General features: G+C 71.7%; 17 protein-coding genes. 8 read left to right on the plus strand and 9 right to left on the minus strand.

From position 1 onward, the window contains the following. Positions 1-6: 6 nt before the first annotated feature. Genes ACFYW8_RS06585 through ACFYW8_RS06595 form a run of 3 tightly spaced genes read right to left on the minus strand, consistent with a single transcriptional unit; the run spans position 7 to position 4,516 of the window. A complete protein-coding gene (locus ACFYW8_RS06585) occupies positions 7-966 on the minus strand; it encodes a hydroxymethylglutaryl-CoA lyase (protein ID WP_389068612.1) in 960 nt (319 codons plus the stop codon). Then, entirely contained in the window at positions 963-2,891 is a 1,929-nt protein-coding gene (locus ACFYW8_RS06590) for an acetyl/propionyl/methylcrotonyl-CoA carboxylase subunit alpha (RefSeq protein ID WP_389068613.1), read from the minus strand. The genes ACFYW8_RS06585 and ACFYW8_RS06590 overlap by 4 nt, the downstream gene beginning before the upstream one ends. A gap of 8 nt (positions 2,892-2,899) precedes the next feature. Then, positions 2,900-4,516: a carboxyl transferase domain-containing protein gene (locus ACFYW8_RS06595; RefSeq protein ID WP_389068614.1), complete on the minus strand. Its 1,617-nt coding sequence runs from the start codon at positions 4,514-4,516 to the stop codon at positions 2,900-2,902. Positions 4,517-4,613: 97 nt separating this feature from the next. Between ACFYW8_RS06595 and ACFYW8_RS06600 the strand changes: the two genes are divergently transcribed. From ACFYW8_RS06600 to ACFYW8_RS06615, 4 genes are all read left to right on the plus strand, one after another. After that, positions 4,614-5,264 carry a TetR/AcrR family transcriptional regulator gene (locus ACFYW8_RS06600; protein WP_389068615.1) on the plus strand — a complete coding sequence of 217 codons (651 nt, stop codon included), beginning with the start codon at positions 4,614-4,616 and terminating at the stop codon, positions 5,262-5,264. Positions 5,265-5,372: 108 nt separating this feature from the next. Beyond that, complete coding sequence (locus ACFYW8_RS06605; RefSeq protein WP_365870082.1) at positions 5,373-6,530, plus strand: acyl-CoA dehydrogenase family protein; 1,158 nt, start codon at positions 5,373-5,375, stop codon at positions 6,528-6,530. Positions 6,531-6,564: 34 nt separating this feature from the next. Further along, positions 6,565-7,437, plus strand: a complete 873-nt coding sequence (gene tesB, locus ACFYW8_RS06610) for an acyl-CoA thioesterase II (protein WP_389068616.1) — start codon at positions 6,565-6,567, stop codon at positions 7,435-7,437. A gap of 45 nt (positions 7,438-7,482) precedes the next feature. Further along, positions 7,483-8,490, plus strand: coding sequence for a cation diffusion facilitator family transporter (locus ACFYW8_RS06615; protein WP_389068617.1), 1,008 nt, complete (start codon positions 7,483-7,485; stop codon positions 8,488-8,490). A gap of 142 nt (positions 8,491-8,632) precedes the next feature. On the opposite strand, the gene ACFYW8_RS06620 is transcribed toward ACFYW8_RS06615, so the two are convergent. Then, entirely contained in the window at positions 8,633-9,421 is a 789-nt protein-coding gene (locus ACFYW8_RS06620; RefSeq protein ID WP_365870079.1) for a phosphatase, read from the minus strand. A gap of 98 nt (positions 9,422-9,519) precedes the next feature. Next, a complete protein-coding gene (locus ACFYW8_RS06625) occupies positions 9,520-11,088 on the minus strand; it encodes a PucR family transcriptional regulator (protein WP_389068618.1) in 1,569 nt (522 codons plus the stop codon). 300 nt (positions 11,089-11,388) lie between these two features. Here ACFYW8_RS06625 and speB point away from each other — a divergent pair, with 300 nt between their 5' ends. Next, positions 11,389-12,357 (plus strand): agmatinase, encoded by a 969-nt coding sequence (speB, locus tag ACFYW8_RS06630; RefSeq protein WP_328555425.1) that lies wholly within the window; start codon positions 11,389-11,391, stop codon positions 12,355-12,357. Beyond that, positions 12,354-14,039, plus strand: coding sequence for a thiamine pyrophosphate-binding protein (locus ACFYW8_RS06635; protein WP_389068619.1), 1,686 nt, complete (start codon positions 12,354-12,356; stop codon positions 14,037-14,039). The genes speB and ACFYW8_RS06635 overlap by 4 nt, the downstream gene beginning before the upstream one ends. A 94-nt stretch (positions 14,040-14,133) precedes the next feature. On the opposite strand, the gene ACFYW8_RS06640 is transcribed toward ACFYW8_RS06635, so the two are convergent. From ACFYW8_RS06640 to ACFYW8_RS06655, 4 genes are all read right to left on the minus strand, one after another. Continuing rightward, positions 14,134-14,937 carry an endonuclease I family protein gene (locus tag ACFYW8_RS06640; RefSeq protein ID WP_389068620.1) on the minus strand — a complete coding sequence of 268 codons (804 nt, stop codon included), beginning with the start codon at positions 14,935-14,937 and terminating at the stop codon, positions 14,134-14,136. 205 nt (positions 14,938-15,142) lie between these two features. Further along, complete coding sequence (locus tag ACFYW8_RS06645; RefSeq protein ID WP_389068621.1) at positions 15,143-17,389, minus strand: glycosyltransferase family 39 protein; 2,247 nt, start codon at positions 17,387-17,389, stop codon at positions 15,143-15,145. Between the two features lie 242 nt (positions 17,390-17,631). Continuing rightward, a complete protein-coding gene (locus tag ACFYW8_RS06650; RefSeq protein ID WP_389068622.1) occupies positions 17,632-18,012 on the minus strand; it encodes a hypothetical protein in 381 nt (126 codons plus the stop codon). A gap of 124 nt (positions 18,013-18,136) precedes the next feature. Further along, positions 18,137-21,526, minus strand: coding sequence for an ALF repeat-containing protein (locus ACFYW8_RS06655; protein WP_389068623.1), 3,390 nt, complete (start codon positions 21,524-21,526; stop codon positions 18,137-18,139). Positions 21,527-22,293: 767 nt separating this feature from the next. On the opposite strand from ACFYW8_RS06655, the gene ACFYW8_RS06660 reads away from it, so the two are divergent. Together ACFYW8_RS06660 and ACFYW8_RS06665 are read left to right on the plus strand one after the other, a co-directional pair. Further along, positions 22,294-22,848: a hypothetical protein gene (locus tag ACFYW8_RS06660; protein ID WP_389068624.1), complete on the plus strand. Its 555-nt coding sequence runs from the start codon at positions 22,294-22,296 to the stop codon at positions 22,846-22,848. Positions 22,849-22,934: 86 nt separating this feature from the next. Next, positions 22,935-24,211, plus strand: a 1,277-nt coding sequence (locus ACFYW8_RS06665; protein WP_389068829.1) for a trypsin-like serine protease, incomplete at its 3' end; no start/stop codon positions are given.

Consider the following 24,211-nt stretch of genomic DNA (forward strand, 5'->3'; position numbering starts at 1 on the left):
TGCGGATCACTCCTGGTGGGACTGAGTCGTTTGACCGAGTGCTTTGACGGTGCGGGACGGGCTGGGTCGGCCCAGTTGTCCGGCCATCCACACGCTCGTGGCGGTGAGGCGGCCGAGGTCGACCCCGGTGTCGATACCGAGGCCCTGGAGCATCCATACGAGGTCTTCCGTGGCGAGGTTGCCGGTCGCGGACTTCGCGTACGGGCAGCCGCCGAGGCCGCCCGCGGAGGCGTCGACGGTGGCGACGCCGTGCTGGAGGGCGGCCAGGGTGTTGGAGAGCGCCTGGCCGTAGGTGTCGTGGAAGTGCACGCCGAGCGCGCTGGTGGGCACGCCCTCCTCGTTCAGCTCGGCGAGCAGGGCCTGTACATGGCCCGGCGTCGCCACGCCGATCGTGTCGCCGAGGCTCAGCTCGTCACAGCCCATGTCCCTCAGCGCCTTGCAGACGCGGACGACCTGGTGGACCGGGACGGGACCCTCCCAGGGGTCGCCGAAGCACATCGAGACGTAGCCGCGGACCGTGAGGTTCGCGGCCTTCGCGCGGGCGACCACCGGTGCGAACATCGCGAGCGACTCGTCGACCGTCCGGTTGAGATTGGCCTTGGCGAAGGACTCCGTGGCGCTGGCGAAGACGGCCACGTGCCGGGCGCCGAGCGCCAGCGCCCGCTCCAGGCCGCGTTCGTTCGGCACCAGGACCGGAAGCGCCACCGGCAGGTCGGAGACCTGGGGGAACAGCTGCTCCGCGTCCGCCAGTTGGGGAACCCACTTGGGGTGCACGAAGCTGGTCGCCTCGATCGTGGTCAGACCCGAGTCCGCGAGGCGCCGGATGAACTCCGCCTTCACCTCGGTCGGTACGGTCCCCTTCTCGTTCTGCAGCCCGTCGCGCGCGCCGACCTCGTAGATCCGCACCCGGGCCGGCAGGTCCTGGGCCGGTACGGCCATCGGCAGGCCCAGTTCGGCCGTGCTCATTCCGTCTCCTCCGCGGGGGTGATGACCGCGAGCACCTGGTCCATGGCGACCGTCGTGCCCGGTGTGACGTCCAGCTCGCTGACCGTTCCGGCGTGCGGCGCGGAGATGACGTGTTCCATCTTCATCGCCTCGACGACCAACAGGCTCTGGCCCGCGATCACTTCGTCGCCGACGGCGACCTTCACGACGGTCACCGTGCCCGGCATGGGGGCGGTCAGGGAATCGGCGCCGGCGTGCGCGGCGCCGGTGAGCGACGCGGCCACCGGGTCGTGATCGCGCACATGCCAGGCGTCGCCGTCGCGGCCGATCCAGTCGGCGGCGCGGTGGAAGGTGTGGCGCACCCCGTCGAGGGTCACCGCGACGCGGTCGGCGGTGACCGTGTGGGTGCCGCGCGGGGTGTACTCCACGGGGTCGAGGACCCGCAGGGAGAAGCCCACCGGCCGGGGGGTGCCGCCGAGCCGCCAGCCGCTCGGCACGGAGAACGGGTCGGTCCAGCCCTCGTCAGGCGGAGCCAGCTCGGCGAGCCGGACGGCCGCCGCCGCCTCGTACACCTCCTCGGGCACCTCCGCCGGGACCAGCCCGGCCGCCTCCCGCTCGACCAGACCGGTGTCCAGGTCGCCCGCCACCACGTCCGGGTGGGCCAGCAGACGGCGCAGGAAGCCCGCGTTCGTCTGGACCCCGAGCGTGACCGTCTCGGCGAGCGCGGCCCGGAGCCTGCGCAGCGCCGTCGGGCGGTCGGGGCCGTACGCGATGACCTTGGAGAGCATCGGGTCGTAGAGGCTGCCGACCTCGGTGCCCTGCGAGAGGCCCGAGTCGGTGCGCACTCCGTCGCCCTGCGGCTCGCGCAGCGAGAGCACCGTGCCCCCGGAGGGGAGGAAGCCGCGCGCCGGGTCCTCGGCGCAGATCCGGGCCTCCACGGCGTGCCCGGTCAGGGTGATGTCCGCCTGCTCGTACGGCAGGTGCTCGCCGGCGGCGACCCGGAGCTGCCATTCGACGAGGTCGAGCCCCGTGACGAGTTCGGTGACCGGGTGCTCCACCTGGAGGCGGGTGTTCATCTCCATGAAGTAGTACGAGGACGGGTCGCCGCCGGGGACGATGAACTCGACCGTGCCCGCGCCCCGGTAGCCGCAGGACCGGGCCGCCTGGACGGCCGCCTCGCCCATCGCGGCCCGTGTGGCGGGGTCGAGGAGCACACTGGGCGCCTCCTCGATGATCTTCTGGTGGCGGCGCTGTAGGGAGCACTCGCGCTCGCCGAGGTGTATGACGTTGCCGTGCCCGTCCGCCAGGACCTGGATCTCGATGTGCCGGGGCCGGTCGACCCAGCGCTCGACGAGCAGGGTGTCGTCGCCGAAGGAGGCGCGCGCCTCGCGCCGGGCGGCGGCGATCTCGTCGGCCAGGACCGCGAGGTCGCGCACCAGGCGCATGCCCTTGCCGCCACCGCCCGCGCTCGGCTTCAGCAGCACCGGCACGCCGATCTCGCGGGCGGCCGCGATCAGCTCCGCGTCCGTCAGACCGCTGCCCGAGGAGCCGGGGACGACCGGGACCCCGGCCGCCTTCACGGTCTCCTTGGCGCGGATCTTGTCGCCCATCAGGGAGATCGCCTCGGGGGACGGCCCGATGAAGACGAGTCCGGCCTCCGCGCAGGCCCGCGCGAAGGCGGCGTTCTCGGCGAGGAAGCCGTAGCCCGGGTGCACCGCCTGGGCTCCGCTCCGGGCCGCCGCCTCCAGCAGCCGCTCCACCGACAGATAGCTCTCGGACGCGGGCGCCGGTCCGATCCGTACGGCCGTGTCGGCCTCCCGGACGTGCCGGGCGTCCGCGTCGGCGTCCGAGAAGACGGCCACCGAGCGCACGCCGAGCGCGCGAAGGGTTCGGATGACGCGTACGGCGATCTCACCCCGGTTGGCCACAAGCACCGTGTCGAACATGGGTCCCCTCACATCCGGAAGACGCCGAACTGGGGGTCACCCAGGGGCGCGTTGGCACAGGCGGTCAAGGCGAGTCCGAGGACCTGCCGGGTCTCCATCGGGTCGATCACGCCGTCGTCCCAGAGCCGGGCCGTCGCGTAGTAGGCGTTGCCCTGCCGCTCGTACTGGCGGCGGATCGGGTCCTTGAAGTCCTCTTCGTCCGAGGCCGGCCAGGACTCGCCGCGCGCCTCGATCTGGTCGCGCTTGACGGTCGCGAGGACCGAGGCGGCCTGCTCGCCGCCCATCACGGAGATCTTGGCGCCCGGCCACATCCACAGGAAGCGCGGCGAGTAGGCCCGGCCGCACATCGAGTAGTTGCCCGCCCCGTACGAGCCGCCGATCACGACGGTCAGCTTCGGCACGCGGGTGCAGGCGACGGCCGTCACCATCTTGGCGCCGTGCTTGGCGATGCCACCGGCCTCGTACTGGCGCCCCACCATGAACCCGGAGATGTTCTGCAGGAACACCAGCGGGATGCCGCGCTGGTCGCACAGCTCGATGAAGTGGGCGCCCTTCTGGGCCGACTCGGAGAACAGGATGCCGTTGTTGGCGACGATCCCGACCGGGTGGCCGTGGATCCGCGCGAAGCCGGTGACCAGGGTCTGCCCGAACTCGGCCTTGAACTCGGCGAAGCGCGAACCGTCGACCACGCGCGCGATGACCTCGCGCACGTCATAGGGGGTGCGGGAGTCGACCGGCACCGCGCCGTACAGCCCGTACGGGTCGACCTTGGGTTCGGCCGACTGTTCGACGGACCAGGGGAGCGCCCCGCGCGCGGGCAGGGTGGCCGCGATGTTCCGGACGATCCGCAGCGCGTGCGCGTCGTCCTCCGCGAGATGGTCGGTGACACCGGACACCCGCGAGTGGACCTCGCCGCCGCCCAGCTCCTCGGCCGTGACGACCTCGCCGGTGGCGGCCTTCACCAGCGGAGGCCCGCCCAGGAAGATCGTGCCCTGGCCGCGCACGATCACGGCCTCGTCGCTCATCGCCGGGACGTAGGCGCCGCCCGCCGTGCAGGAGCCGAGGACGGCCGCGATCTGCGGGATGCCCGCGCCGGACATCCGCGCCTGGTTGTAGAAGATCCGCCCGAAGTGGTCGCGGTCCGGGAACACCTCGTCCTGCATGGGCAGGAAGGCGCCCCCGGAGTCGACGAGATAGATACAGGGCAGGCGGTTCTCCAGCGCGACCTCCTGGGCGCGCAGGTGCTTCTTCACCGTCATCGGGTAGTACGTGCCGCCCTTGACGGTGGCGTCATTGGCGACGATGACGCACTCGCGCCCGCTGACCCGGCCGATCCCGGCGATGACGCCGGCGGCCGGGGCCGCCCCGTCGTACATCCCGTCGGCGGCGAGCGGCGCCAGTTCCAGGAACGGTGAGCCGGGGTCGAGCAGGGCGTCCACACGGTCGCGGGGCAGCAGCTTTCCGCGCGCGGTGTGCCGGGCGCGCGCCTTCTCGCCGCCGCCGAGCGCCGCCGCGGCCAGCTTCTGGCGCAGCTCCTCGCCCAGCGCGCGGTGTGCCGCCTCGTTGGCCCTCCAGGCCTCCGACGCGGGGTCTGCCGCGCTCGTCAGCTCCGGTGCCTCTTGCATCCTGCGGTCCCCTCACCAGGTGATCGACCAGTTAATGAGCGTTAACGCAACTCCTTCAGGTTAACGACCGCTAACCGCCGTGTCTAGAATTGTTTTCATGGCCACCAGAACCGACGCCCCCACCCGGCGTGAGCAGATCCTCAGGGAAGCCGCCCGGCTCTTCGCCGAGCGCGGTTTCCACGGCGTGGGAGTGGATGAGATAGGAGCGGCGGTCGGCATCAGCGGGCCCGGTCTCTACCGGCACTTCGCCGGCAAGGACGCGATGCTCGCCGAGCTGCTGGTGGGGATCAGCGGGCAGCTGCTCACGGGCGGCAAGCGCCGGGTGGCGGAGGCCGAGGGGGGCGCGGAGACGCTCCTCGACTCGCTCATCGAGGGGCACATCGACTTCGCGCTCGACGACCGCCCCCTGATCACCCTGCACGACCGCGAGCTGGACCGCCTGCGGGACAGCGACCGCAAGCTCGTGCGGCAGCTCCAGCGCCAGTACGTCGAGCTGTGGGTGGACGTGGTCCGCGAGGTGTATCCGGAGCTGACCGAGCCCGTGGCCCGTTCGGCCGTGCACTCGGTCTTCGGTCTGCTGAACTCGACCCCGCACCTGGGACGGCCGGGCGCGCTCCCGGGGCGTGCCGGGACGGCGGAGCTGCTGCACCGGATGGCTCGGGGCGCCTTCGGGGCGGCTGTCGTGGCTCCTGCGACTCCCGGGGTGGTGGCGGTGGCTCCCGGGGCTCCCGTGACCCCCGGGGCGTGACGAGCGTCTCGGGGGGCGACCCCTGGACGGCGCTCGTGACCGACGGGTAACCTCGTGTCTGAGCAAGCGCTTAGAAGTGACCCAGGTATCCAGGCGGAGGTGGCGGCGGTGCGCCGTACTGTGTTCAACGAGGACCACGAGGCGTTCCGGGAGACCCTGCGCGCCTTCATCGAGGCCGAGGTCGTCCCGGTCTACGACGAGTGGTTCGCCGCCGGCCAGGCGCCGCGCGACTTCTACTACAAGCTCGCCGAGCTCGGCGTCTTCGGCATCCGCGTGGACGAGGAGTTCGGCGGCGCCGGCATCGACTCGTACAAGTTCGAAGCCGTGATGTACGAGGAGACCTCGCGCGCGGGTGTCCAGTTCGGCGGCTCCGGTGTGCACGTGCTGCTGGGCCTGCCCTACATCAAGATGCTCGCCACCGACGAGCAGAAGAAGCGCTTCCTGCCGAAGTTCGTCAGCGCCGAGGAGATGTGGGCCCTCGCGATGACCGAGCCGGGCACCGGCTCCGACCTCGCGGGCATGAAGACCACCGCCAAGCTCTCCGAGGACGGCACGCACTACGTCCTCAACGGCTCCAAGACCTTCATCACCGGTGGCGTCCACGCCGACCGCGTGATCGTCTGCGCCCGCACCTCCGCGCCCACCGCCGAGGACCGCCGCCACGGCATCTCCCTCTTCGCCGTGGACACCAAGTCCGAGGGCTACTCCATAGGCCGCAAGCTCGACAAGCTCGGCCTGAAGACCTCCGACACCGCCGAGCTGGCGTTCGTCGACGTGAAGGTGCCCGTCGAGGACCTGCTCGGCGAGGAGAACAAGGGCTTCTACTACCTCGGCCACAACCTCGCCTCCGAGCGCTGGGGCATCGCCTTCGGCGCCTACGCGCAGGCCAAGGCCGCCGTCCGGTTCGCCAAGGAGTACGTCCAGGAGCGGACCGTCTTCGGCAAGACCGTCGCCTCCTTCCAGAACACCAAGTTCGAGCTGGCCGCCTGCCAGGCCGAGGTGGACGCGGCCGAGGCCGTCGCCGACCGCGCCCTGGAGGCCCTCGACGCCGGTGAGCTGACCCCGGCCGAGGCCGCCAGCGCCAAGCTGTTCTGCACCGAGGTCGCGCACCGCGTCATCGACCGCTGCCTCCAGCTCCACGGTGGCTACGGCTTCATGAACGAGTACCCGATCGCCCGCCTGTACGCGGACAACCGCGTCAACCGCATCTACGGCGGGACCAGCGAGATCATGAAGACGATCATCGCCAAGGACATGGGCCTGTAAGGTCCGCGAAAAGACTGCGCGGTACAACTGCCTTATGAGCGAGGCACTTCAGTCCCTCCTCGATCTGCTCGACCTCGAGCGGATCGAGGAGGACATCTTCCGCGGCCGTTCCCGGTCCGCCGTCGTCCCCCGGGTCTTCGGCGGACAGGTGGCGGCGCAGGCCCTGGTCGCCGCCGGGCGCACGGTCCCCGAGCACCGGCTCGCCCACTCCCTGCACGCGTACTTCCTGCGGATCGGCGACCCCGGCGCACCCATCGTGTACTCCGTGGACCGCATCCGCGACGGCCGCTCCTTCACCACCCGCCGGGTGGTCGCGGTGCAGCACGGGCAGCCGATCTTCCACCTCTCCGCGTCCTTCCAGACGTACGAGGAGGGCATGGAGCACCAGGCCCCGATGCCGCCCGCGCCCGATCCGGAGTCGCTGCCCACGGCCGCCGAACTGCTTCCGCTGTACGCCGACGTCTTCACCGACGCCGACGTCGTGGAACGCATCCTGGAGGCCCGTGAGTCCGTCGACCTGCGCTATGTCGACGCGCCGCCGTACGCCACCGTCGGCGAGGCCCGCGAGCCGCGCTCCCAGGTGTGGTTCCGCACCAACGGCAAGCTCGCGGACGACCCGCTGCTGCACGTCGTCCTCGCGACGTACGTCTCGGACATGACGCTCCTCGACTCCATCCTGCTCGCGCACGGGCGCGGCGGCTGGGTGACCGGCGACGTCGTCGGCGCCTCGCTCGACCACGCGATGTGGTTCCACCGCCCGTTCCGCGCCGACGAATGGCTGCTGTACGACCAGGAGTCACCGTCGGCGTCCGGCGGCCGGGGCCTCGGCCAGGCCCGGATCTACACCCAGGACGGCCGGCTGGCCATCTCGGTGATCCAGGAAGGCGTGGTCCGCGTCCCGCGTTAGCGACGCGTTCCCCGGTCCGGACGTGTTCCTCGGTAAGACTGAGGCATGACCGAAGCAGCGGCACAGGACGAGGACAGCGGCGAGGACAGCGGCGAGGGCGGCGACGGAGGCGGCGAGAGCGTCTCCACGGTGATCGTCGCGGCCGCCGCCAATCTCGGGATCGCCCTCGCCAAGGCGGTCGCCGGTGTCATCAGCGGCTCCAGCGCGATGCTGTCGGAGGCCGCCCACTCCGTCGCCGACACCGTCACCGAGCTGCTGCTGCTCACGGCCCTCAAACGGAGCGAGAAACCGGCCGACGAGGACCATCCGCTGGGCTACGGCCCCGAGCGCTACATCTGGGCGCTGCTCGCCGCCGTCGCCACCTTCGTCGGAGGCGCGGTCTTCTCGATCTACGACGGAATCCACACCCTGGTCGCGGGGGAGGAGCTCGGCGACCCGCTCGTCTCGTACATCGTGCTGGCGGTCGCCTTCCTCCTGGAGGGCTTCTCCCTGCGGACGGGGCTGCGGCAGGCGCGCGGCGAGGCCGCCCGGGTCGACGCCCCCTTCAAGACCTACCTCCGGCGCACGCCCGACACCGCCGTGAAGGCCGTCGTCATGGAGGACTCGGCCGCGCTGGTCGGACTGGTGTTCGCCGCGGGCGGCCTGCTGGGCGGCCAGCTCACCGGATCGGGCGTCTGGGACGGCATCGCCTCGCTGCTCATCGGGCTCCTGCTGCTCTACGTCGCCTGGGTGCTCGGCCGTTCCAACGCGGAGCTGCTGATCGGACGGCCGCTGCCCAGGCCGATGCGGGAGCGGATCCGGGCGGAGCTGCTGGCCGTGGAGCACGTGGAGGCCGTACTGGAACTGATCACGCTCGTGCAGGGGCCGCGCGAGGCGCTGATCGCCGCCAAGGTCGACTTCCGGGACGCGTCCACCGCGGCCGAGATCGAGTGGGCCTGCGAACAGGCCGAGGACCGGCTCCGGGCGGTGTTCCCCTCGGTGAGCAGGGTGTACCTGGACCCGACACCGGGGTACGCCCAGCGGCGGTCCGAGGGACTGAATCCCTGGCCGTGAGGCGCGGTCGGGGCGAGCCGCCGTACGGCCGGTCCGGACGTCCGTCCGGATGCCGGCCGGATGCCGTCCCCGGGTGACGGCTCCGGGGACGCGCACACGCCGGACGGGTCCCCCGGGCGGGACGCCGGTGTCCGGCGCGGGTTCACGCAAGGCCCGCCGCGTCGAGCAGATACGCCGTCATCGGGTCGTAGTGGCGCGGGCTGAGGACGTGGTCGTCGAGCGGGACCACGACCTGGAGGGTGCCCTCCGACTCGGCGAGGAACAGCGCAGGGTCGTTGCTGTCGGCGTATCCGACGGAGTCCAGGCCCCGCTGGCCCGCGAAACCGGCCCAGCCGTGGTCGGCCACGACCAGGTCGGGCAGCGGACGGCCCGCCCGCTCCAGGCCGTTGAGGATCGCGCGCATCGGCTCGCCCGAGTGCGTGTGCCACAGCGTGGCGCCGTGCTCCAGGACCGCCACGTCCGCGAACTGCATGACGTACCCCTCGTCCGTCTGCAGGCCGTCCGGGATCACCACGATCTCGCAGCCGGCGGCGCGCAGCGCGGCGGCCGTCGCGCGGTGCACGTCCAGCAGGCCGCCCGGGTGGCCGGTCGCGAACAGCACCCGCTGCCGGTCCTCGGCCGCCTTGCGCAGCCGGGCCGCGAGACGGTCGAGCGCGTCCACGGTCAGCTCGGGGTCGATCGTGTCCTGGCCGTACCGGTACTCCGGGTCGTCGTTGACGCCGGCCCGCTCCGCCATCACCGCGAGCACGTCCTGCTCGTCGCTCCAGCGGTCGCCGAGTTCCAGACCGAGCCACCAGTTGCGCTCGCCGTTCGCCAGTTTGCGGTAGTGGGAGAGGTTGTTCTCGCGGGGCGTGGCGACATCGCCCGCGATACGGGTCTTCACGAGATGGTCGACAAGTTCGGCGCGGCTGGGAGTCCCGGGTATCGGCATACCCCCATTGTGCCGGTGCCCTCCGGCCGGGGGCGCGGCCGTCCCCGTCGCTGGGACGTGCGTCACTCGGGTGTGCTGATTCCGGGGGGCTTCTGCCTTCAACCGTCCCGGAGCGCGAACCACAACTCCATCCGTACGTCCGGGTCGTCGAGGTCCGCTGCCAGCAACGCCGAGCAGCGGGCGATGCGTTGGCGGACGGTGTTGCGGTGGACGGAGAGTGCCACCGCGGTGCGGTCCCAACTGCCGTGCAGGGAGAGCCAGGTGCGCAGGGTCTCGGTCAGGGCGGGGGTCCCGGCGACGGGCGCGAGCAGGGCGTGGGCGTGAGCCTCGGCGTCGGCCGGGGGCACGAGGTCGGCGAGCGCGGGACGGTCGCCGTGGCGGACCAGGGGCGCCCGGGTGGCGCGGGCGCGGGCCAGCGCGCGGGCCGCCTGGGTGTCGGCCGCCGCCCACGCGTGCGGGCCCGCGGGGGCGCTGACCCCGCAGATCCAGCCCGGCTGCGCGACGGTCTCGCGGTCCCCGGGGACGAGGACGCGGACGACGTCTCCGCCGACGTCCACCAGCGCGGAGCCCAGCGCGGCCGCCAGCGCGGACGCGGAGACGGCGTCCGGGGCGGGGCCGTCCCCGGCGGGGCGCGCGTGCACGACCACCCACCGTTCGCCGCCGAGAAGCGGCGCCACCGTCTCGGGTGCGGCCCCGAGCAGCAGCCGCACCAGCGCCGCCGACCGCGCGGCCCCGCTCCCGCTCTGGTGCTCCCCGGTGAGCAGGGAGAGCAGCACGGAGGCGACGGAGGCGATCGTGTGGTCACCGGGGTCGCGGCGCGGCGCGGCGACACCCAGGACGAAGCCCTGGCCGCTGCCGAGGGCGTAGGCCGCGAGATGGACGCCGCCCACGGTGTCGGTGGCGGAGGACGGGGCGGGCCCGTGAGCCCCGCGGGGCCGCACGACACCGGCGAGCCCGGCGAGTGCCTCCTCGGTCCCCTCGGGAGGCACCGTGTCCGCCCCGTCCGCCGAGGGGGCGGCCGGAGTCGTCGGTCCGGACGGCGGGAGTCGCCCTGCGTGGGCCAGTTCCGTGCCCTCCGGGCCGTACAGCACCGCCCGGCCGCCCACCCGCTGGGCCAGCTGCCGGAGCACCGCCGGTACCGGATCGGGGCGGGCCGCGGCGGCGGCCAGGCTCTGCTGGGCCTCGGTCACCCGGCGCAGTTCGGCCAGCCGGGCCTGGGCCATGAGCTGCCACACCGCGCGGGCGACCCCGGAGAACGTCGTCTGGGGCGGGACCTCCAGCAGGGGCAGCCCGTAGGTGTCGCAGGCCTCGACCAGGGCGCGCGGGACCGTGTCGTGGACCGGCGCGAGGCCGAAGCCCAGCGCCGCGCCGCCCGCCGCGACGATGCGTGAGACGTAGTCGTCGAAATAGGTGCCCGAGCCGGCCGCCTCGGGGATGTGGACCCCCGCGGACAGCAGCAGCTCGCCGCCCAGCAGGTACGGGTAGGGGTCGGCCATCTCCGAGGTGTGCGCCCAGTGGATCACCGTGTCGGGTTCCGCGGGACCGGCGATCAGGCGCAGGGCCAGGTCCTCGCGGGCGAGCAGCGCCGACAGCGGTACCGGAGGGGTCGGCGGTACGGCCGGGGCGGAAGGCGACTGGGGGGCCGGCACGGTGGACGGTTCCTCCATCCCGTTCGGATCGAATGGATGAAACGTACACTTCGCAGCCGCTTTCCGGCCACCTAATGTCGGTCCCGACCGGCAGCCACGGGTACGGGCGGATGTCCCCGCGATCAGTTGCCGGCTCGTCCCCCACATCCCCGCACGACACGCCACCGAGGGCCGGAGGAGACCCGTGGCCGGCGGGAGCGGCTCGCGGGCCGTGACGCCGAACCCCTGTCCGAACCGGTCCCGGTTCACCAGTAGAGTCGTGTTACTTGTACTTAGTTGTACATACGCGACGAAGCGTAGGAAAGAAGGCAACACCCCATGAGCAGCAACGAGACGCCCCGCGGTCCCGTCGACTCGTCCCGCGTCCCGCGGTACGCCGGCCCCGCGACCTTCGCCCGGCTGCCGCGCCTCGACGAGGTCGGCACCACCGATGTCGCCGTCGTCGGCGTGCCGTTCGACTCCGGCGTCTCGTACCGGCCGGGCGCCCGCTTCGGCGGCAACGCGATCCGCGAGGCGTCCCGGCTGCTGCGCCCCTACAACCCCGCGCAGGACGCCTCCCCGTTCGCCCTCGCGCAGGTCGCGGACGCCGGTGACATCGCGGCGAACCCGTTCAACATCAACGAGGCCGTGGAGACGGTGGAGGCCGCCGCCGACGAGCTGCTCGGCACCGGCGCCCGCCTGATGACCCTGGGCGGCGACCACACCATCGCGCTGCCCCTGCTGCGCTCCGTCGCCAAGAAGCACGGACCGGTCGCGCTGCTCCACTTCGACGCGCACCTCGACACCTGGGACACCTACTTCGGCGCCGAGTACACCCACGGCACCCCGTTCCGCCGCGCCGTCGAGGAGGGCATCCTCGACACCTCGGCGCTCTCCCACGTCGGCATCCGCGGCCCGCTGTACGGCAAGCAGGACCTCACCGACGACGAGAAGATGGGCTTCGGCATCGTCACCTCGGCGGACGTCTACCGCCGCGGCGCCGACGAGGTCGCCGACCAGCTCCGCCAGCGCATCGGGAACCGCCCGCTCTACATCTCCATCGACATCGACTGCCTCGACCCGGCGCACGCGCCCGGCACCGGCACCCCCGAGGCGGGCGGCATGACCTCCCGCGAGCTCCTGGAGATCCTGCGCGGCCTCTCGTCCTGCAACCTGGTCTCGGCCGACGTCGTCGAGGTCGCCCCGGCGTACGACCACGCCGAGATCACCGCGGTGGCCGCGTCCCACACCGCGTACGAACTGACCACCATCATGTCCCGCCAGATCGCGGAGGCCCGAAGCAAGTGACCCACGACCACGACCTGGTTCTCCGCCCGTCGGCCGCACAGACGGAGGCCGCGCTCAACCCGCCCCCCGGCCGCAACGGCGGAGACCTGGTCGTGGAGACCCTCTCCGGTCTCGGCGCCACGACCGTCTTCGGACTGCCGGGCCAGCACGCGCTCGGCATGTTCGACGCGCTGAGCCGCTCCTCGCTCCGGTACGTCGGCCTGCGCGTCGAGAACAACGCCGGGTTCGCGGCGGACGCCTACGGCCGGATCACCGGTGAGGCCGCGCCGCTGCTGCTCTCCACCGGCCCCGGGGCGCTGACCTCGCTCGCCGCTCTCCAGGAGGCGCGCGCCGCCTCGGCACCCGTCCTCGCGATCAGCAGCCAGATCCCGACCGCGGGCCTCGGCGGCGGACGGCACGGCTATCTTCACGAACTCCCGGACCAGCAGGCCTCGTTCCGGGGCGTCGTGAAGTCGGTCCACACGGTCCGTGCGCAGTCCCAGATCCCCTCCGCCATCGCGGCGGCCTGGGAGTCGGCGCTGACCGCCCCGCACGGACCGGTCTGGGTGGAGATCCCGCAGGACGTCCTCCTCGCCGAGACGAGCCTGCCCATGGTGACGCCGATGGACGCGACCCCCGAGGACGTCGTCCCGCGCCCCGAACTGACCGCGCTCGCAGCCCACTTGCTGTCCTCGGCGGCTCGCCCCGCGATCATCGCGGGCGGCGGTGTCGTACGGGCGGACGCGTCCGGCAAGCTGCGCGCGCTCGCCGAGAGGCTGAACGCGCCGGTCGTCACCACCTTCGGCGGCAAGGGCGCCTTCCCCTGGGAGCACCCGCTGTCCCTCCAGTCCTGGCTGGAGGACCGGTACACGACCGACTTCCTGGAGGACGCCGACGTCCTCCTGGTGGTGGGCTCCGGTCTCGGTGAACTCTCCTCGAACTACCACACTTTCAAGCCCCGGGGCCGGGTGATCCAGATCGAGGCCGACCTCGGCAAGCTGGAGTCCAACCACCCGGCGCTGGGCATCCACGCGGACGCCCGCCTCGCGCTGTCCGCGCTCCTGGAGACGGTGGAGGAACGCCCCGACCCGGCGGCGGCCGACCGTGTGAGCGGAGTGCTCGCCCGGGTGGCGGAGCGCATCGCCGCCCAGGAACTCACCCTGGAACAGGACGTGCTGGCGTCCGTCCGGCGGGCCCTGCCGGCCACCTCGCCGTCCTTCTGGGACATGACGATCCTGGCGTACTGGGCCTGGTCGGCGTTCGACCCGCGCGGCGCCAACACCATGCACTCCGCGCAGGGCGCCGGCGGCCTCGGCTACGGCTTCCCGGCGGCGCTGGGCGCGGCGGCCGCCGACCCCTCCCGCCCGGTCCTCGCGGTCTCCGGCGACGGCGGCGCGCTGTACTCCATCGCCGAGCTGGCCACGGCCAAGCAGTGCGGTCTCCCGGTCACCTGGCTCATCGTCGACGACGGCGGATACGGCATCCTGCGCGAGTACATGACCGGCGCCTTCGGCCGGGCGACCGCGACGGAGCTGTCCCGCCCGGACTACGTGGCCCTCGCAGAGTCGTTCGGCGTGCCAGGGGTCCTCACGAGCCCCGAGACGCTGGCGGAGGACCTGGCCAAGGCCCTGGTCACCCCCGGCCCCTCGGTGGTCGTCCTCCCGGCGGTACTGCGGATGTTCGCGCCGACGCATCTGGGCTGAGCGCCCACGCCCGCCGGGGCCGGGAGTCCGTCCCGGGACCCCTCCCACGGGGAGAGGTCCCGGGCACGGGGGACCGCCGGGTCGGCCGGCCCGTCTACCAGATCGCCTCGACCCACTCCGGGTGGTCGATGAACGGGTTGCGGTTGTGCTGGTAGCTGTCGTAGATGACCTGGTTGCGCTTCTCCTCGAAGGCGCTCGGCGGGTCCGCCTCGTTCCAGGCCTTGAGCACGGACAGCTTGCCGATGTACGGGGCGCTGCCGTTGTTGACCTTCTCGTCGGGCTCCAGGTTGGCGAAACCGTCGTCGCCCTCGTAGCGGACCGCCATGTAGAGGATCATGCGGGCCACGTCGCCCTTGTCGGCGTCGCGCGGCTCGAAGGAGTCGGAGTCGACCTTGCTGCCGCCCCCGTTGGTGACCGCGCTGCCGCCGTTGTCGAAGTCCAGGTTGCCGCGGATGCTGTTGACCTGGACGTCCGCGGGGCGCAGATGGTGCAGGTCGGTGCCGGGACCGGTCACCTCGCCGAAGTCGCCGTGCGACTTGGCCCAGGTGTGCTCGCGGTTCCAGTCGCCGACGTCGCCGCCGTTGAGGGACTTGGCGCGCGAGACGCCGCTGTACAGCAGGATCACGTTGTTGCTGTTGTTCGGGTCCTGGTCGGTGGCCATCAGCGCGTTCCAGACCGCGGAGTACGAGATCTTGGTCTGGCTGCTGATGATGGTGTGCAGCGAGGACTTCAGGCTCGTGCCGGACTTGCCGATCGCGTTCTTGTAGTACGTGCTGTCGTACGCGGTCGTCGTGGCGCTCGCGGGGGTCGCGGTCATCGTCGGCAGGGTGAGGCCGACGAGGACCGCGGAGGTACTCAGCGCCAGGGTCTTCCAGCGGCGTATGTGCGTGGCGGGCATCGTGGGGTGTCCGTTCTACGCGGGTTGAATGGAGCGGGTAACCGGGATAGTGACATGGACATGAGGTTCCTGGGGTTAAGGAGAAGTGTCGGTTCCGTGTCGGGATTCAACAACTCGCCCGACACTCGCGAGACATGACAGAACGGGCGGCCCCTGACCGGGTGTACCGGGTGTGGTCAGGGGCCGCCGGGTGTCGGGAGCACGGTCAGCCGAGGTCGGAGGGGTCCAGTCGATAGAGCGTCGAGGCCGACTGGCCGTTCTGGGCCTCGGAGCTCGAACCCGACTCTGACGTCGTGGTCTTGCTGTACTCGCTCTCCTTCACCGCCGTGGCGTTCTTCTGCACCCAGGCGGTGACCGCGGCGCTGGCGTTGTCGCCGCCACCCATACCGCCGCCCATGCCTCCGCCGCCGACCTGGATGTAGTGCAGCTCGCCCTTCTTCACCAGTTCCTTGAGCTTGGCGACCGTCATGCCGTTGTCGCTGCCGGTGAAGCCGAACATGGAGATGACGGGCTTGTGGGTGCTCAGGATCAGCTGTCCGGCGCTCTGTGAATTGGACACCGCGAGCAGCCACTCGGCGCCGTCCTGGTGCTTCTCCAGGTACGAGATCAGCTCACTGCTGGTGCCGCCGCCCATGCCGCCACCGCCGCCGAAGCCGCCCCCACCGCCGGGCTGACCGCCCGAGCCGTTCGGGGCCGTACCGCCGGGGGCCGTGCCGCTCTCGGCGCCGGGGAAGCCGCCGCCCTGGCCGTTCTCGCCGCCGCCCGGGAACCCGCCGTTCCCGCCGCCTTGCGGGGCACCGCCGGGCGTCGTCCGACCGCCCTCCTGACCGCCTTCCTGGCCGGTTGCCCGGCCGCCCTGCCGGGTGCCGCCGGGCAGCTCGCCGCCGCCCGGTCCGCCGCCGCTGCCGCCAGGGCCGCCACCGCGGCCACCGAAGCCGTTGCCGGTCGACGGACCGGCGGTCGGGTTGCTGCCGCCCATGCCGCCCCCGCCCGTACTCGCCGGAACGGCGACCGCGTACGCCGTCGGACCCGCGAGGGCCGCGACGATCGCGGCGGTCACGGACGCGGCCAGCAGCCGGGCGCGTCGGCCGGTACGGAAGAGGACCAGGCCCGTGATCGCCAGCACCATGACCACCGCGACGGCGGGCCACAGCCAGACGTTCCAGTCGGTGGCCCGGCGCAGCAGCACGACCGCCCAGACGCCGGTGACCGCGAACCCGGCGGGCAGCACCCACGACCAGCGCACGTCACCGCCCCGGAAAGCGCGCAGCAGCATGGCGCCGCCGCCCCCGCAGAGCACCGCGATGCCGGGGGCGACCGCGGTCGTGTAGTACGGGTGCATGGTGCCCTCGGCCATGGCGAACGTCAGGTAGTGCAGGAGCAGCCAGCCGCCCCACAACACCAGCGCGGCGCGCGTGAGGTCGGTGCGCGGGGCACGGCCGCACAGCACCAGTCCGCCGATCAGGGCGATGGCCGCGAAGGGGATCAGCCAGGAGATCTGGCCGCCCAGGATGTCGTTGAACAGCCGGCCGAGACCCGCGGTACCGGAGAAGCCGCCGCCTCCGCCCCCGCCGCCCCCGCCGTTGCCCTCGCCGCCGAGGACCCGGCCGAGGCCGTTGTAACCCATGATCAGGTCCCAGGCGGTGCCGTCCGTCGAACCGCCGATGTACGGCCGGTCGTCGGCGGGCACGAGGGAGACGGCCGTCGCCCACCAGAAACTGGAGACGGCCAGGACCACGCCCGCGAGCAGCAGGTTCACGATCCGCTTCCTGAGCCTCGGCGTGGCCGCGTAGAGGTAGACCGCGAAGACGGCGGGCAGCGCGATGTAGCCCTGGAGCATCTTCGTGTTGAACGCGAGGCCGAAGCAGGCGGCCGAGCCGAGCAGCGGCAGCAGCCTGCCGTTCGTGGTCGCCCGCAGGGCGAGCGCCGCACCCGACACCATGAGGAACACCAGCAGGGTGTCAGGGTTGTTGTCCCGGTTGATGGCGACCGTGATCGGGGTCAGCGCCAGCACCAGCGCGGCGACGGTCGCCGCGCCGTGGCCCCACACCCGCTTCACGGAGGTGTGCAGGATCCAGATCGTCGCCAGTGCGACGAGGATCATCGGCAGCATCATCTGCCAGGTGCCGAAGCCGAGGACCCGGCAGGACAGGCCCATGACCATCAGCGCGAACGGCGGCTTGTCGACGGTCATGAAGTTGCCCGCGTCCAGCGAGCCGAAGAACCATGCCTTCCAGCTCTGGGTGCCGCTGAACACGGCGGAACTGTAGAAACTGTTCAGGCCGGAGCCGGACAGGTTCCAGGAGTAGAGGACCGCCGCCAGGATCAGGATCGCGATCAGGGCGGGGAGCGACCAGCGGGGCGACCTCTCCGGGGGCGCCGCGGGCGTGGCCGGCGGCGGCGAGTCGGGGGTCGCGGTCGGGTGGGGGTGTGGGTCGGTGGCAGATGTCACCACTGCACCGTGCAGGCGCCCGATGGGTGACGGCTGTGCCCAGGCTGGGGGCAGCCTGTGGATGACCGAGCTGCTCGGCAGTGGTGTCCGGCCCGCCGATCTGGCGACGTAGTGACGTCCACCGCATCGCGGAGAGCCGGGGGCCCGCTTCTCCGGGCCCGGGAGCGGTGGTGAACCGGGGCAGGGGGGAGCCGAAGAGGCCGGCACACGGATCAACGGGCCGGGCCGGCGGCGCCGTTCGGTCAGCGGGTCAGCGCGAAGCCCGCGAACAGCAGGGCGACCACGACGACGACGCAGAACACGAGGTGTGAGCGAGGGTGGTCGAACCGGGCGGGTGTCACCCCGTTGTCGATCTCGTGGGCATAGGCCATGAACAGCTTGCGGGTCGGGAACAGCCCGATGGTCAGCCCGATGAGGGTGAACGCGTACATGACCAGCATGGCGGCCGGTCCGAAGTGGGACAGGCCGACCGCGACCGCTCCCGCGCCGCAGCCGACCATGACGAACGGGTACGCCACCCGGAACCTCCGGACCGGGATCCACGTGGCCATGGCGGAGCAGTGGATCACGGTGGCGGCCAGGGCCAGCAGCCACAGCCATTCGATCGGGACGGACGAGAGCACGGGATCGGTGTCTTTCCGGGAGGAGGGCGCAGGGGCCGGTGACGGATCACCAGCCCCTGCGGGTTGTTTCACGTGGTGGTGCGACGGCGCGATGGTGCGTTCGTGCCGTCGCCCGGGAAACGCGTCAGAACAACGACAGTATGCCGATGGCCGGGGATACCAGGTCGTGGGCGAGCGTCACGATGCGCCTGGCCACCGGTACCACATCGCCCCCGAGCTTCATGCCCCCCGAGAGCCCCGTGGACATGCCGAAGGTGATCAGGCCGACGCCCGTGCTCGCGGCGGACTGTACGAACTCCTTGCTGTGGATGCCGTATTCGAGGCCGGTGCACACGGTGCTGACGACCGAGGTTCCGACGGATACGCAGCCGAGGACCATCGCGGCGGTCTCCAGGACCGGGGCTGCAGGTGGGCAGACGAGGCAGCCCACGTCGAGAACGACGGAGGCAGTCCCGGTGGCGATGCTGATGTAGTTGAACGCGTCCGCGTAGAAGCCCGCGTCGGTGTACCACTCGTCGTTGCTGCCGTTGCTGCCGTTCGAGTTGACCTTGTCGTGCGTGGCGCTGTCAGCCGGGTCGGTTCCGTTCGTCCGGTTCCTCTGCGCCTCCTCGGCCGCCTTCTTCGCGGCCGCGGCCACCTCCGCCTGCCGCTTCTCGACGACGATGTTGCGGGCGTCGGTGGCCGCTGCCGCCGCCGTCTTGGCGTCCTTGCCCGCCGCGATCGAGGACGCCCGTGCGTCGGCCGCCGAGGCCTTGGCGCTGTAGGCGGAATTCAGTGCGCTGCGGGCCGAGTCGATCGCCTTGTTCGCCGAGTAGTTCGCCGAACGGGCGGCGCTGTGAGCGGTCGCCGCCGCCGCCTTGGCCTGGTCCGCGGACGCCTGGGCCGCGGCGGCGGACCGGTCCGCGTCATCGGCGTTCTGCCGTGCCTGCGTGGCGTAGGTGGCGGCCTGGTCCGCCGAGGCCTGTGCCTTGTTGGCCCACTCCGCCGCCTCGGCCGCCGCCTGGCGGGCCTCCGCGGCCGCCTTCGAGGCCAGCGCCGCGTTCTGCTGCGCCTTGTAGGCGATCTTCGCAGCCGCGGCGATAGCGCCGTTGATCGCCGCGATGTGGGCCGCGGAGTCGTAGTCGAACTGTGCGGTCCTGTACTGCGCGATGCCGACGAGGTTCCGGCGCATCCACGTCGGGCCCTCCATGGCCACCTCGGCGTACGCCTTGGTGTAGGGGCCGCCGGAGTTGAGGAGCGTCGCGGTGGCGACCCCGTCGTCCTCCCGTATGGCGGCGGGGTACGTGTTCTGGAAGAAGTCCAGCAACGCCGCCGGGGTGTTCGTGTCGAGCGCGGACTGGGCTGCCGCCTTGACGGCCTTGCCGGGGCCGGTGCCGAGGATGCGAACCACCTGGACGCGGTTGTCCTCCGCGGCGGCCCGGACCACGCCGTCGGTCAGGAAGTCTCGTGCCGCCTCGGGCTCGTCGCTGGTCAGCGCGGTGCTGGCGGCCACCGCGATCGAGGGGGAGGATACCTGGGCGAGGTAGAGGGCGGTCTCCCGGTCGTCCTGGTTCTGCGCGACGGTCCGGTCGGTGTCGATCCAGGCGTGGGTGTCGGCGTCCGTGCCGGACAGGGCGAACTGGGCGGCCTCCCGGGTCCAGGAGCCCTTCGAGTCCAGCAGGCCGACGGCCGCCTTGCGGCCCAGGGCGGCGGCCAGCGTCAGATCGTCGCCTGCCAGGGCCTGTTCGGCCTGGGAGATCAGATCCTGGAGCGCCTGGTCGGTCCGGGCCTCCTGAGTACGCTTGTTCTCGGACTTGACCAGCTCGTCCGCCTCGTACTGGGCGAGCTGTCCGGCCTCGTCGACGCCGCGCAGCTTGTCCGTCTCGATGCCCGCCAGCTCCGCGTCCCGGGCCGCCTGTGCCACCGCGAGGGCGTCCGTGACGGCCTTGGTGGCGATGTCGGCGGCCTTGATCGCCTCGGCCGCGTGGGCGGTGGACTTGTTGGCGTAGTCGAGTGCCTGCCCCGCGTACTTCACGGCCTCGTCCGCCGCGTCCGCGGCCTTCTCGGCATGTTCGGCGGCGGAGTTGGCGGCGTCGCGCGCGGTCCTCGCGGCCGACGCGGCCGAGTTGGCCAGCGCCTGTGCGGTGGAGGCGGCGTTGGTGGCCCGGTTCGCGGCGGCGTTGGCGACGGCCGCCTGGTGCTTGGCCTCCGCGGCCTCCGCCTGAGCCGCTCCCGAGGCGTTCGCCGCCTGGGCGGAGGCGTTGGCCGCGGCGGCGGCGTTGCGGGCCGCGGAGGCGGCCGCGGAACCGGCGTTCGCCGCCTGCGCGGAGGCGGTCGCGGCGGAGTCGGCGGCCTTGGCGGCCGACCGTGCCTTGGCGGCGGCGTTGCGGGCCGCGACCGCGGCGTTCTTGGCCGTGCTCGCCTTGGTGGCGTCCTTGGAAGTGGCGATCGCGGCGTTGTAGGCGGCGGACGCGGCCGACCCGGCGGTCGCGGCGGCGTGCGAGGCGCCGGTGGCGGCGACGGCGGCGCGGCGGGAGGCGTTCACGGCGGCCTGTGAGGCGCAGATGGCGTTGCGGGCGGCATCCGCGGCCCCCGCGGCGGCACTGGCCGCCTTGCGCGCGGCAGCCCCGGACTTCTGTACGTCGTCCTTGGCCGCCTCTGCCTCGGCCGCCGCCTTCTGGGCGGCTTCCTTGGCCTTCTCCGCGGCGGCCTGGGCCCGCTCGGAGGCCTCCACGGCGAGGTCGGCCTCGGCCTGGGCGCGCTTGCCCTCCCGCTCGACCACCGCGACGAGTTCCTCGATCGTCGCCGACTCCTGGTCCCGGGCGCGCGCGATGTGCTGGCCGGTGTCGAGGAACCACTGGATGTCCGACTCGGTGCCGTCCAGGGCGCGGCTCGCGTACTTCTGCACCTCCGGGCCGGCCTTGACCAGCATGGCGGTGACCTGGACCCGCATGTCCTCCAGGCGGGCGTCGAACTGATCCTCGGTCAGGAACGCTTTCAGATCGGCCTGTGCGCCGGAGTCGAGGGCGGCGTTGGCCGCTTTGGTGACCGCCTTGCCGCCGGTGCTCAAGACGGTGGTCGTGGCCACCCGGAGGTCCTCCTCGACGGCGGGTGTGAAGCCGCCGTCGAGGAAGTCGGCGATGGCGCTGTCGCCGTTTTCGAGGGCGGCGGAGCCCGCGCGGCGCAGACCGGTTCCGGCGTTCACCATGCCGGCGAGGAGGGCGGTACGCCTGTCATCCGCGATCGCTGCCGGCAGGCGTTCGGTGAGGAAGGAGGTGATCTCGGTGTCGCCGCCGACGAGTGCCGTGGCCGCGGCCGCCTTGACGGCCTGTCCGCCCGTCAGCCACGCCTTGACGGCCTTCGCCCGGTCGGTGTCCGGTAAGGCGAGCGGGTCGGCCCCGCCGGTCTCGTCGGCCGCCGCTGCCGGTGTGGCGACCGCCAGGTCGAACCCGAGGGAGGACACCGCCACCATCGCGGTGCTGCCGGTGACGACCGTGCGGAGGAAGTTCCGCCTGCTCCACTGCTTCACGCGCATTGTTCGACCACGCCCCCGTGTCTGCGGCCGCAGCCGTTGTCTCGCATCACTGTATGAACCCCCTGGGGAGTACCGAAAGGCGCCCGCGAAAGGGGTAAGCGGCGCAAAGGTTTCACCCTGCCTCCCCGAAACAGGTGCCGATGCCATCGATTACCGGCGAAAGGATTGCATAGATCTCTCGGGTGAATTCATGCGTTCGGCAAACGCGTCCGCTTTATCCCGCATAGAGGTGATCGAGGGCGTCAAGCGGACATAAGGGATTGGCGGGCGTTGCCGGTGGATCGGAACGCTCGCTGTTCGTGTTCCGGTTACGCGCCGCGCGGATGGCGGCCATCTTCGAGTGATGTACATCACGGACAAAGCCGGGTGTATATGTCTTTTCGGGAAGAGCTCGATGGCTGGACAAAAGGTAGACGATGAGATTTCATGGCGCGGTCAAAGAGTTCCGGTCTGGGACGCACAAGCGCTTTCACGGCCTGTTGCCCGCGAGGCTCTGTGCTTCTTCGATCTCTTGTCCCAAGTCGTGCGACAAGGCGGGCGGACGGGACCTTTGGGTGATTTTTTCTGGGCGGGAATCGGGGCTTTGAAAGCCGGGGGTGAGCTCATGGATATGCGCATGCAAGCTGTCGTTTCGTTATGCCGAAAATTATTTTTCCGCACATTGTCCAGCGTGCCCTCACCGCTGGGATCGGCCTCACGCTCGCCTTTCATTCCGAGTTCCGGAGTGTCCCCGGAACCGACGAAAAAGGCTGTGAGACCAGACTGTGATGAAGGAACGTGTGCGTACCGCGCTTCAGGCGCGGCCGAGCCGCCGGAGACTTGTGCGGCGTGTTCTGGGCCTCGCTGCGACGGCCGCCGTGGGCTGGCTCGTCGTGGCGCAGGGTGTGCCGGGCGGCGGTGCCGGGGCGGCCCCGTCCGCCGGTGCGGTACCCGTCGCGGGCGAGGCGCCCGGCTATGCGGTGGAGGACTTCAACTACCCGCAGGCCGACAAGATCCTCGCGGAGCAGGGCATCGTCCTCAAGCGTGGTGACGGCCACATCCTCCTCGCCGACTGCGCGAGCCAGACCGGGCTGATGGAGGTCTGGGCCCGCAGTTCGGCCAAGGTCTGTTTCCGGGTCACCGGCAACTCCGGCTATCTGACGCTGGAGATCCCATCGGTCTACGCGATCCGGGGCAACGACTACGCGGCCGAGGTCGACATGACCGTCGCCGACGAGCAGCAGTCGTACGACGTCGCCAAGAACACCTGGACGGCCGTGGGCGAGAGCGCGGACGAGCAGGGGCGCGAGTTCATGCTCGTGGAGATCAGGACCTCCAAGTAACCCGCCGTCGGTGCCCCGCGCCAGAGCCGCCACGCTCCGCCGGGCACAGGCGCCGCACTCCTCCCACCAAGGAAACCGAAGGTCACATGGGACACCCCAGACGTCACCGCCTCACCACGTCGCTCGCCGCCGCGCTCCTCGCGGCGCCGCTGGCGCTGACCGCCATGCCCGCGAGCGCCGTCTCCGGCCCGGCCTTGAGCGACAACTCCCTCGCCTTCACCGCGCGCCTGGACATCGGTGATGGCCAGAAGGCGTGTTCGGGCGCGCTGGTGGACCGCAACTGGTTGCTGACTGCCGCCAGTTGCTTCGCCGACGACCCGGCGCAGAGTCTCGCCCTGCCCGCGGGCGCCCCCAAGCTCAAGACCACCGCGATCATCGGCCGCACCGATCTCACGACCACGGCCGGTGAGACGCGCACCATCGTGGACCTGGTCCCGTACTCGTCGCGGGACGTGGTGCTGGCGCGGCTCAGCCGGCCGGTCACCACCGTCACGCCCGTCGGCATCAGCGCCGCCGCCGCCGCGGCCGGCGAGGAGCTGACGGTGGCCGGCTACGGCCGGACCCGGACCGAATGGTCCCCACTGGGTCTGCACAGCGGTACCTTCACCGTCGACTCGGTCGCCACGGACGCCGTCGGCATCACCGGCAAGGACGGCGCGAGCGTCTGCATGGGCGACACCGGCGGTCCGACCGTGCGCATGGTGGGCGGCAAGCCCGAGCTGGTCGCGCTCAGCAGCAGGTCCTGGCAGGGCGGTTGCTTCGGCATCGACCCGGCCGTGACGCAGACCGGGGCCGTCAGCGCCCGCGTCGACGATCTGCGCGACTGGGTGGCCTCCACCGTCGCCGTCCCCCGTGTCACCGACTACACCGGTGACGGCAAGTCCGACGTCGCGTACCTGTACAACTACGGGGTCAACGCCGACGGCACCAACCACACGGGCCTGTGGCTGCAGACGTCGACCGGCAGCGGCTTCGACGGCCCGGCGAAGCCGTGGGACTCCGGTGCCGTTTCCTGGGACTGGAGCCGCAGCAAGCTGGTGTCGGGCGACTTCAACGGCGACGGCCTGGCCGATGTGGGCGTCCTGTACAGGTACGACGACACCTCCGATGGTCGTGGTCATTCGGCGCTGTGGACCTTCACTTCCACCGGTGCCGGGTTCAACGCGCCGGTGAAGGTGTGGGACTCCGGTACCGGTTCCTGGACCTCGGACAGCTCCGCTCTGGTGTCCGGTGACTTCAACGGTGACGGCCTGGCCGATGTGGGCGTTCTGTACAAGTACGGCAATACCTCGGACGGTCGTGGTCATTCGGCGCTGTGGACCTTCACTTCCACCGGTACGGGCTTCGGCGGTCCGGTGAAGAA

The sequence above is a fragment of the Streptomyces sp. NPDC002742 genome (genome assembly GCF_042888885.1).
Classification (GTDB): Bacteria; Actinomycetota; Actinomycetes; order Streptomycetales; family Streptomycetaceae; genus Streptomyces.

Bases quoted from the DNA above. Each gene is read 5' to 3' on its own strand.
- ACFYW8_RS06585 (WP_389068612.1), bottom strand. From the start codon at position 966: ATGAGCACGGCCGAACTGGGCCTGCCGATGGCCGTACCGGCCCAGGAC.
- ACFYW8_RS06590 (WP_389068613.1), bottom strand. From the start codon at position 2,891: ATGTTCGACACGGTGCTTGTGGCCAACCGGGGTGAGATCGCCGTACGC.
- ACFYW8_RS06595 (WP_389068614.1), bottom strand. From the start codon at position 4,516: ATGCAAGAGGCACCGGAGCTGACGAGCGCGGCAGACCCCGCGTCGGAG.
- ACFYW8_RS06600 (WP_389068615.1), top strand. From the start codon at position 4,614: ATGGCCACCAGAACCGACGCCCCCACCCGGCGTGAGCAGATCCTCAGG.
- tesB (WP_389068616.1), top strand. From the start codon at position 6,565: ATGAGCGAGGCACTTCAGTCCCTCCTCGATCTGCTCGACCTCGAGCGG.
- ACFYW8_RS06615 (WP_389068617.1), top strand. From the start codon at position 7,483: ATGACCGAAGCAGCGGCACAGGACGAGGACAGCGGCGAGGACAGCGGC.
- ACFYW8_RS06620 (WP_365870079.1), bottom strand. From the start codon at position 9,421: ATGCCGATACCCGGGACTCCCAGCCGCGCCGAACTTGTCGACCATCTC.
- ACFYW8_RS06625 (WP_389068618.1), bottom strand. From the start codon at position 11,088: ATGGAGGAACCGTCCACCGTGCCGGCCCCCCAGTCGCCTTCCGCCCCG.
- speB (WP_328555425.1), top strand. From the start codon at position 11,389: ATGAGCAGCAACGAGACGCCCCGCGGTCCCGTCGACTCGTCCCGCGTC.
- ACFYW8_RS06640 (WP_389068620.1), bottom strand. From the start codon at position 14,937: ATGCCCGCCACGCACATACGCCGCTGGAAGACCCTGGCGCTGAGTACC.
- ACFYW8_RS06655 (WP_389068623.1), bottom strand. From the start codon at position 21,526: ATGCGCGTGAAGCAGTGGAGCAGGCGGAACTTCCTCCGCACGGTCGTC.
- ACFYW8_RS06660 (WP_389068624.1), top strand. From the start codon at position 22,294: ATGAAGGAACGTGTGCGTACCGCGCTTCAGGCGCGGCCGAGCCGCCGG.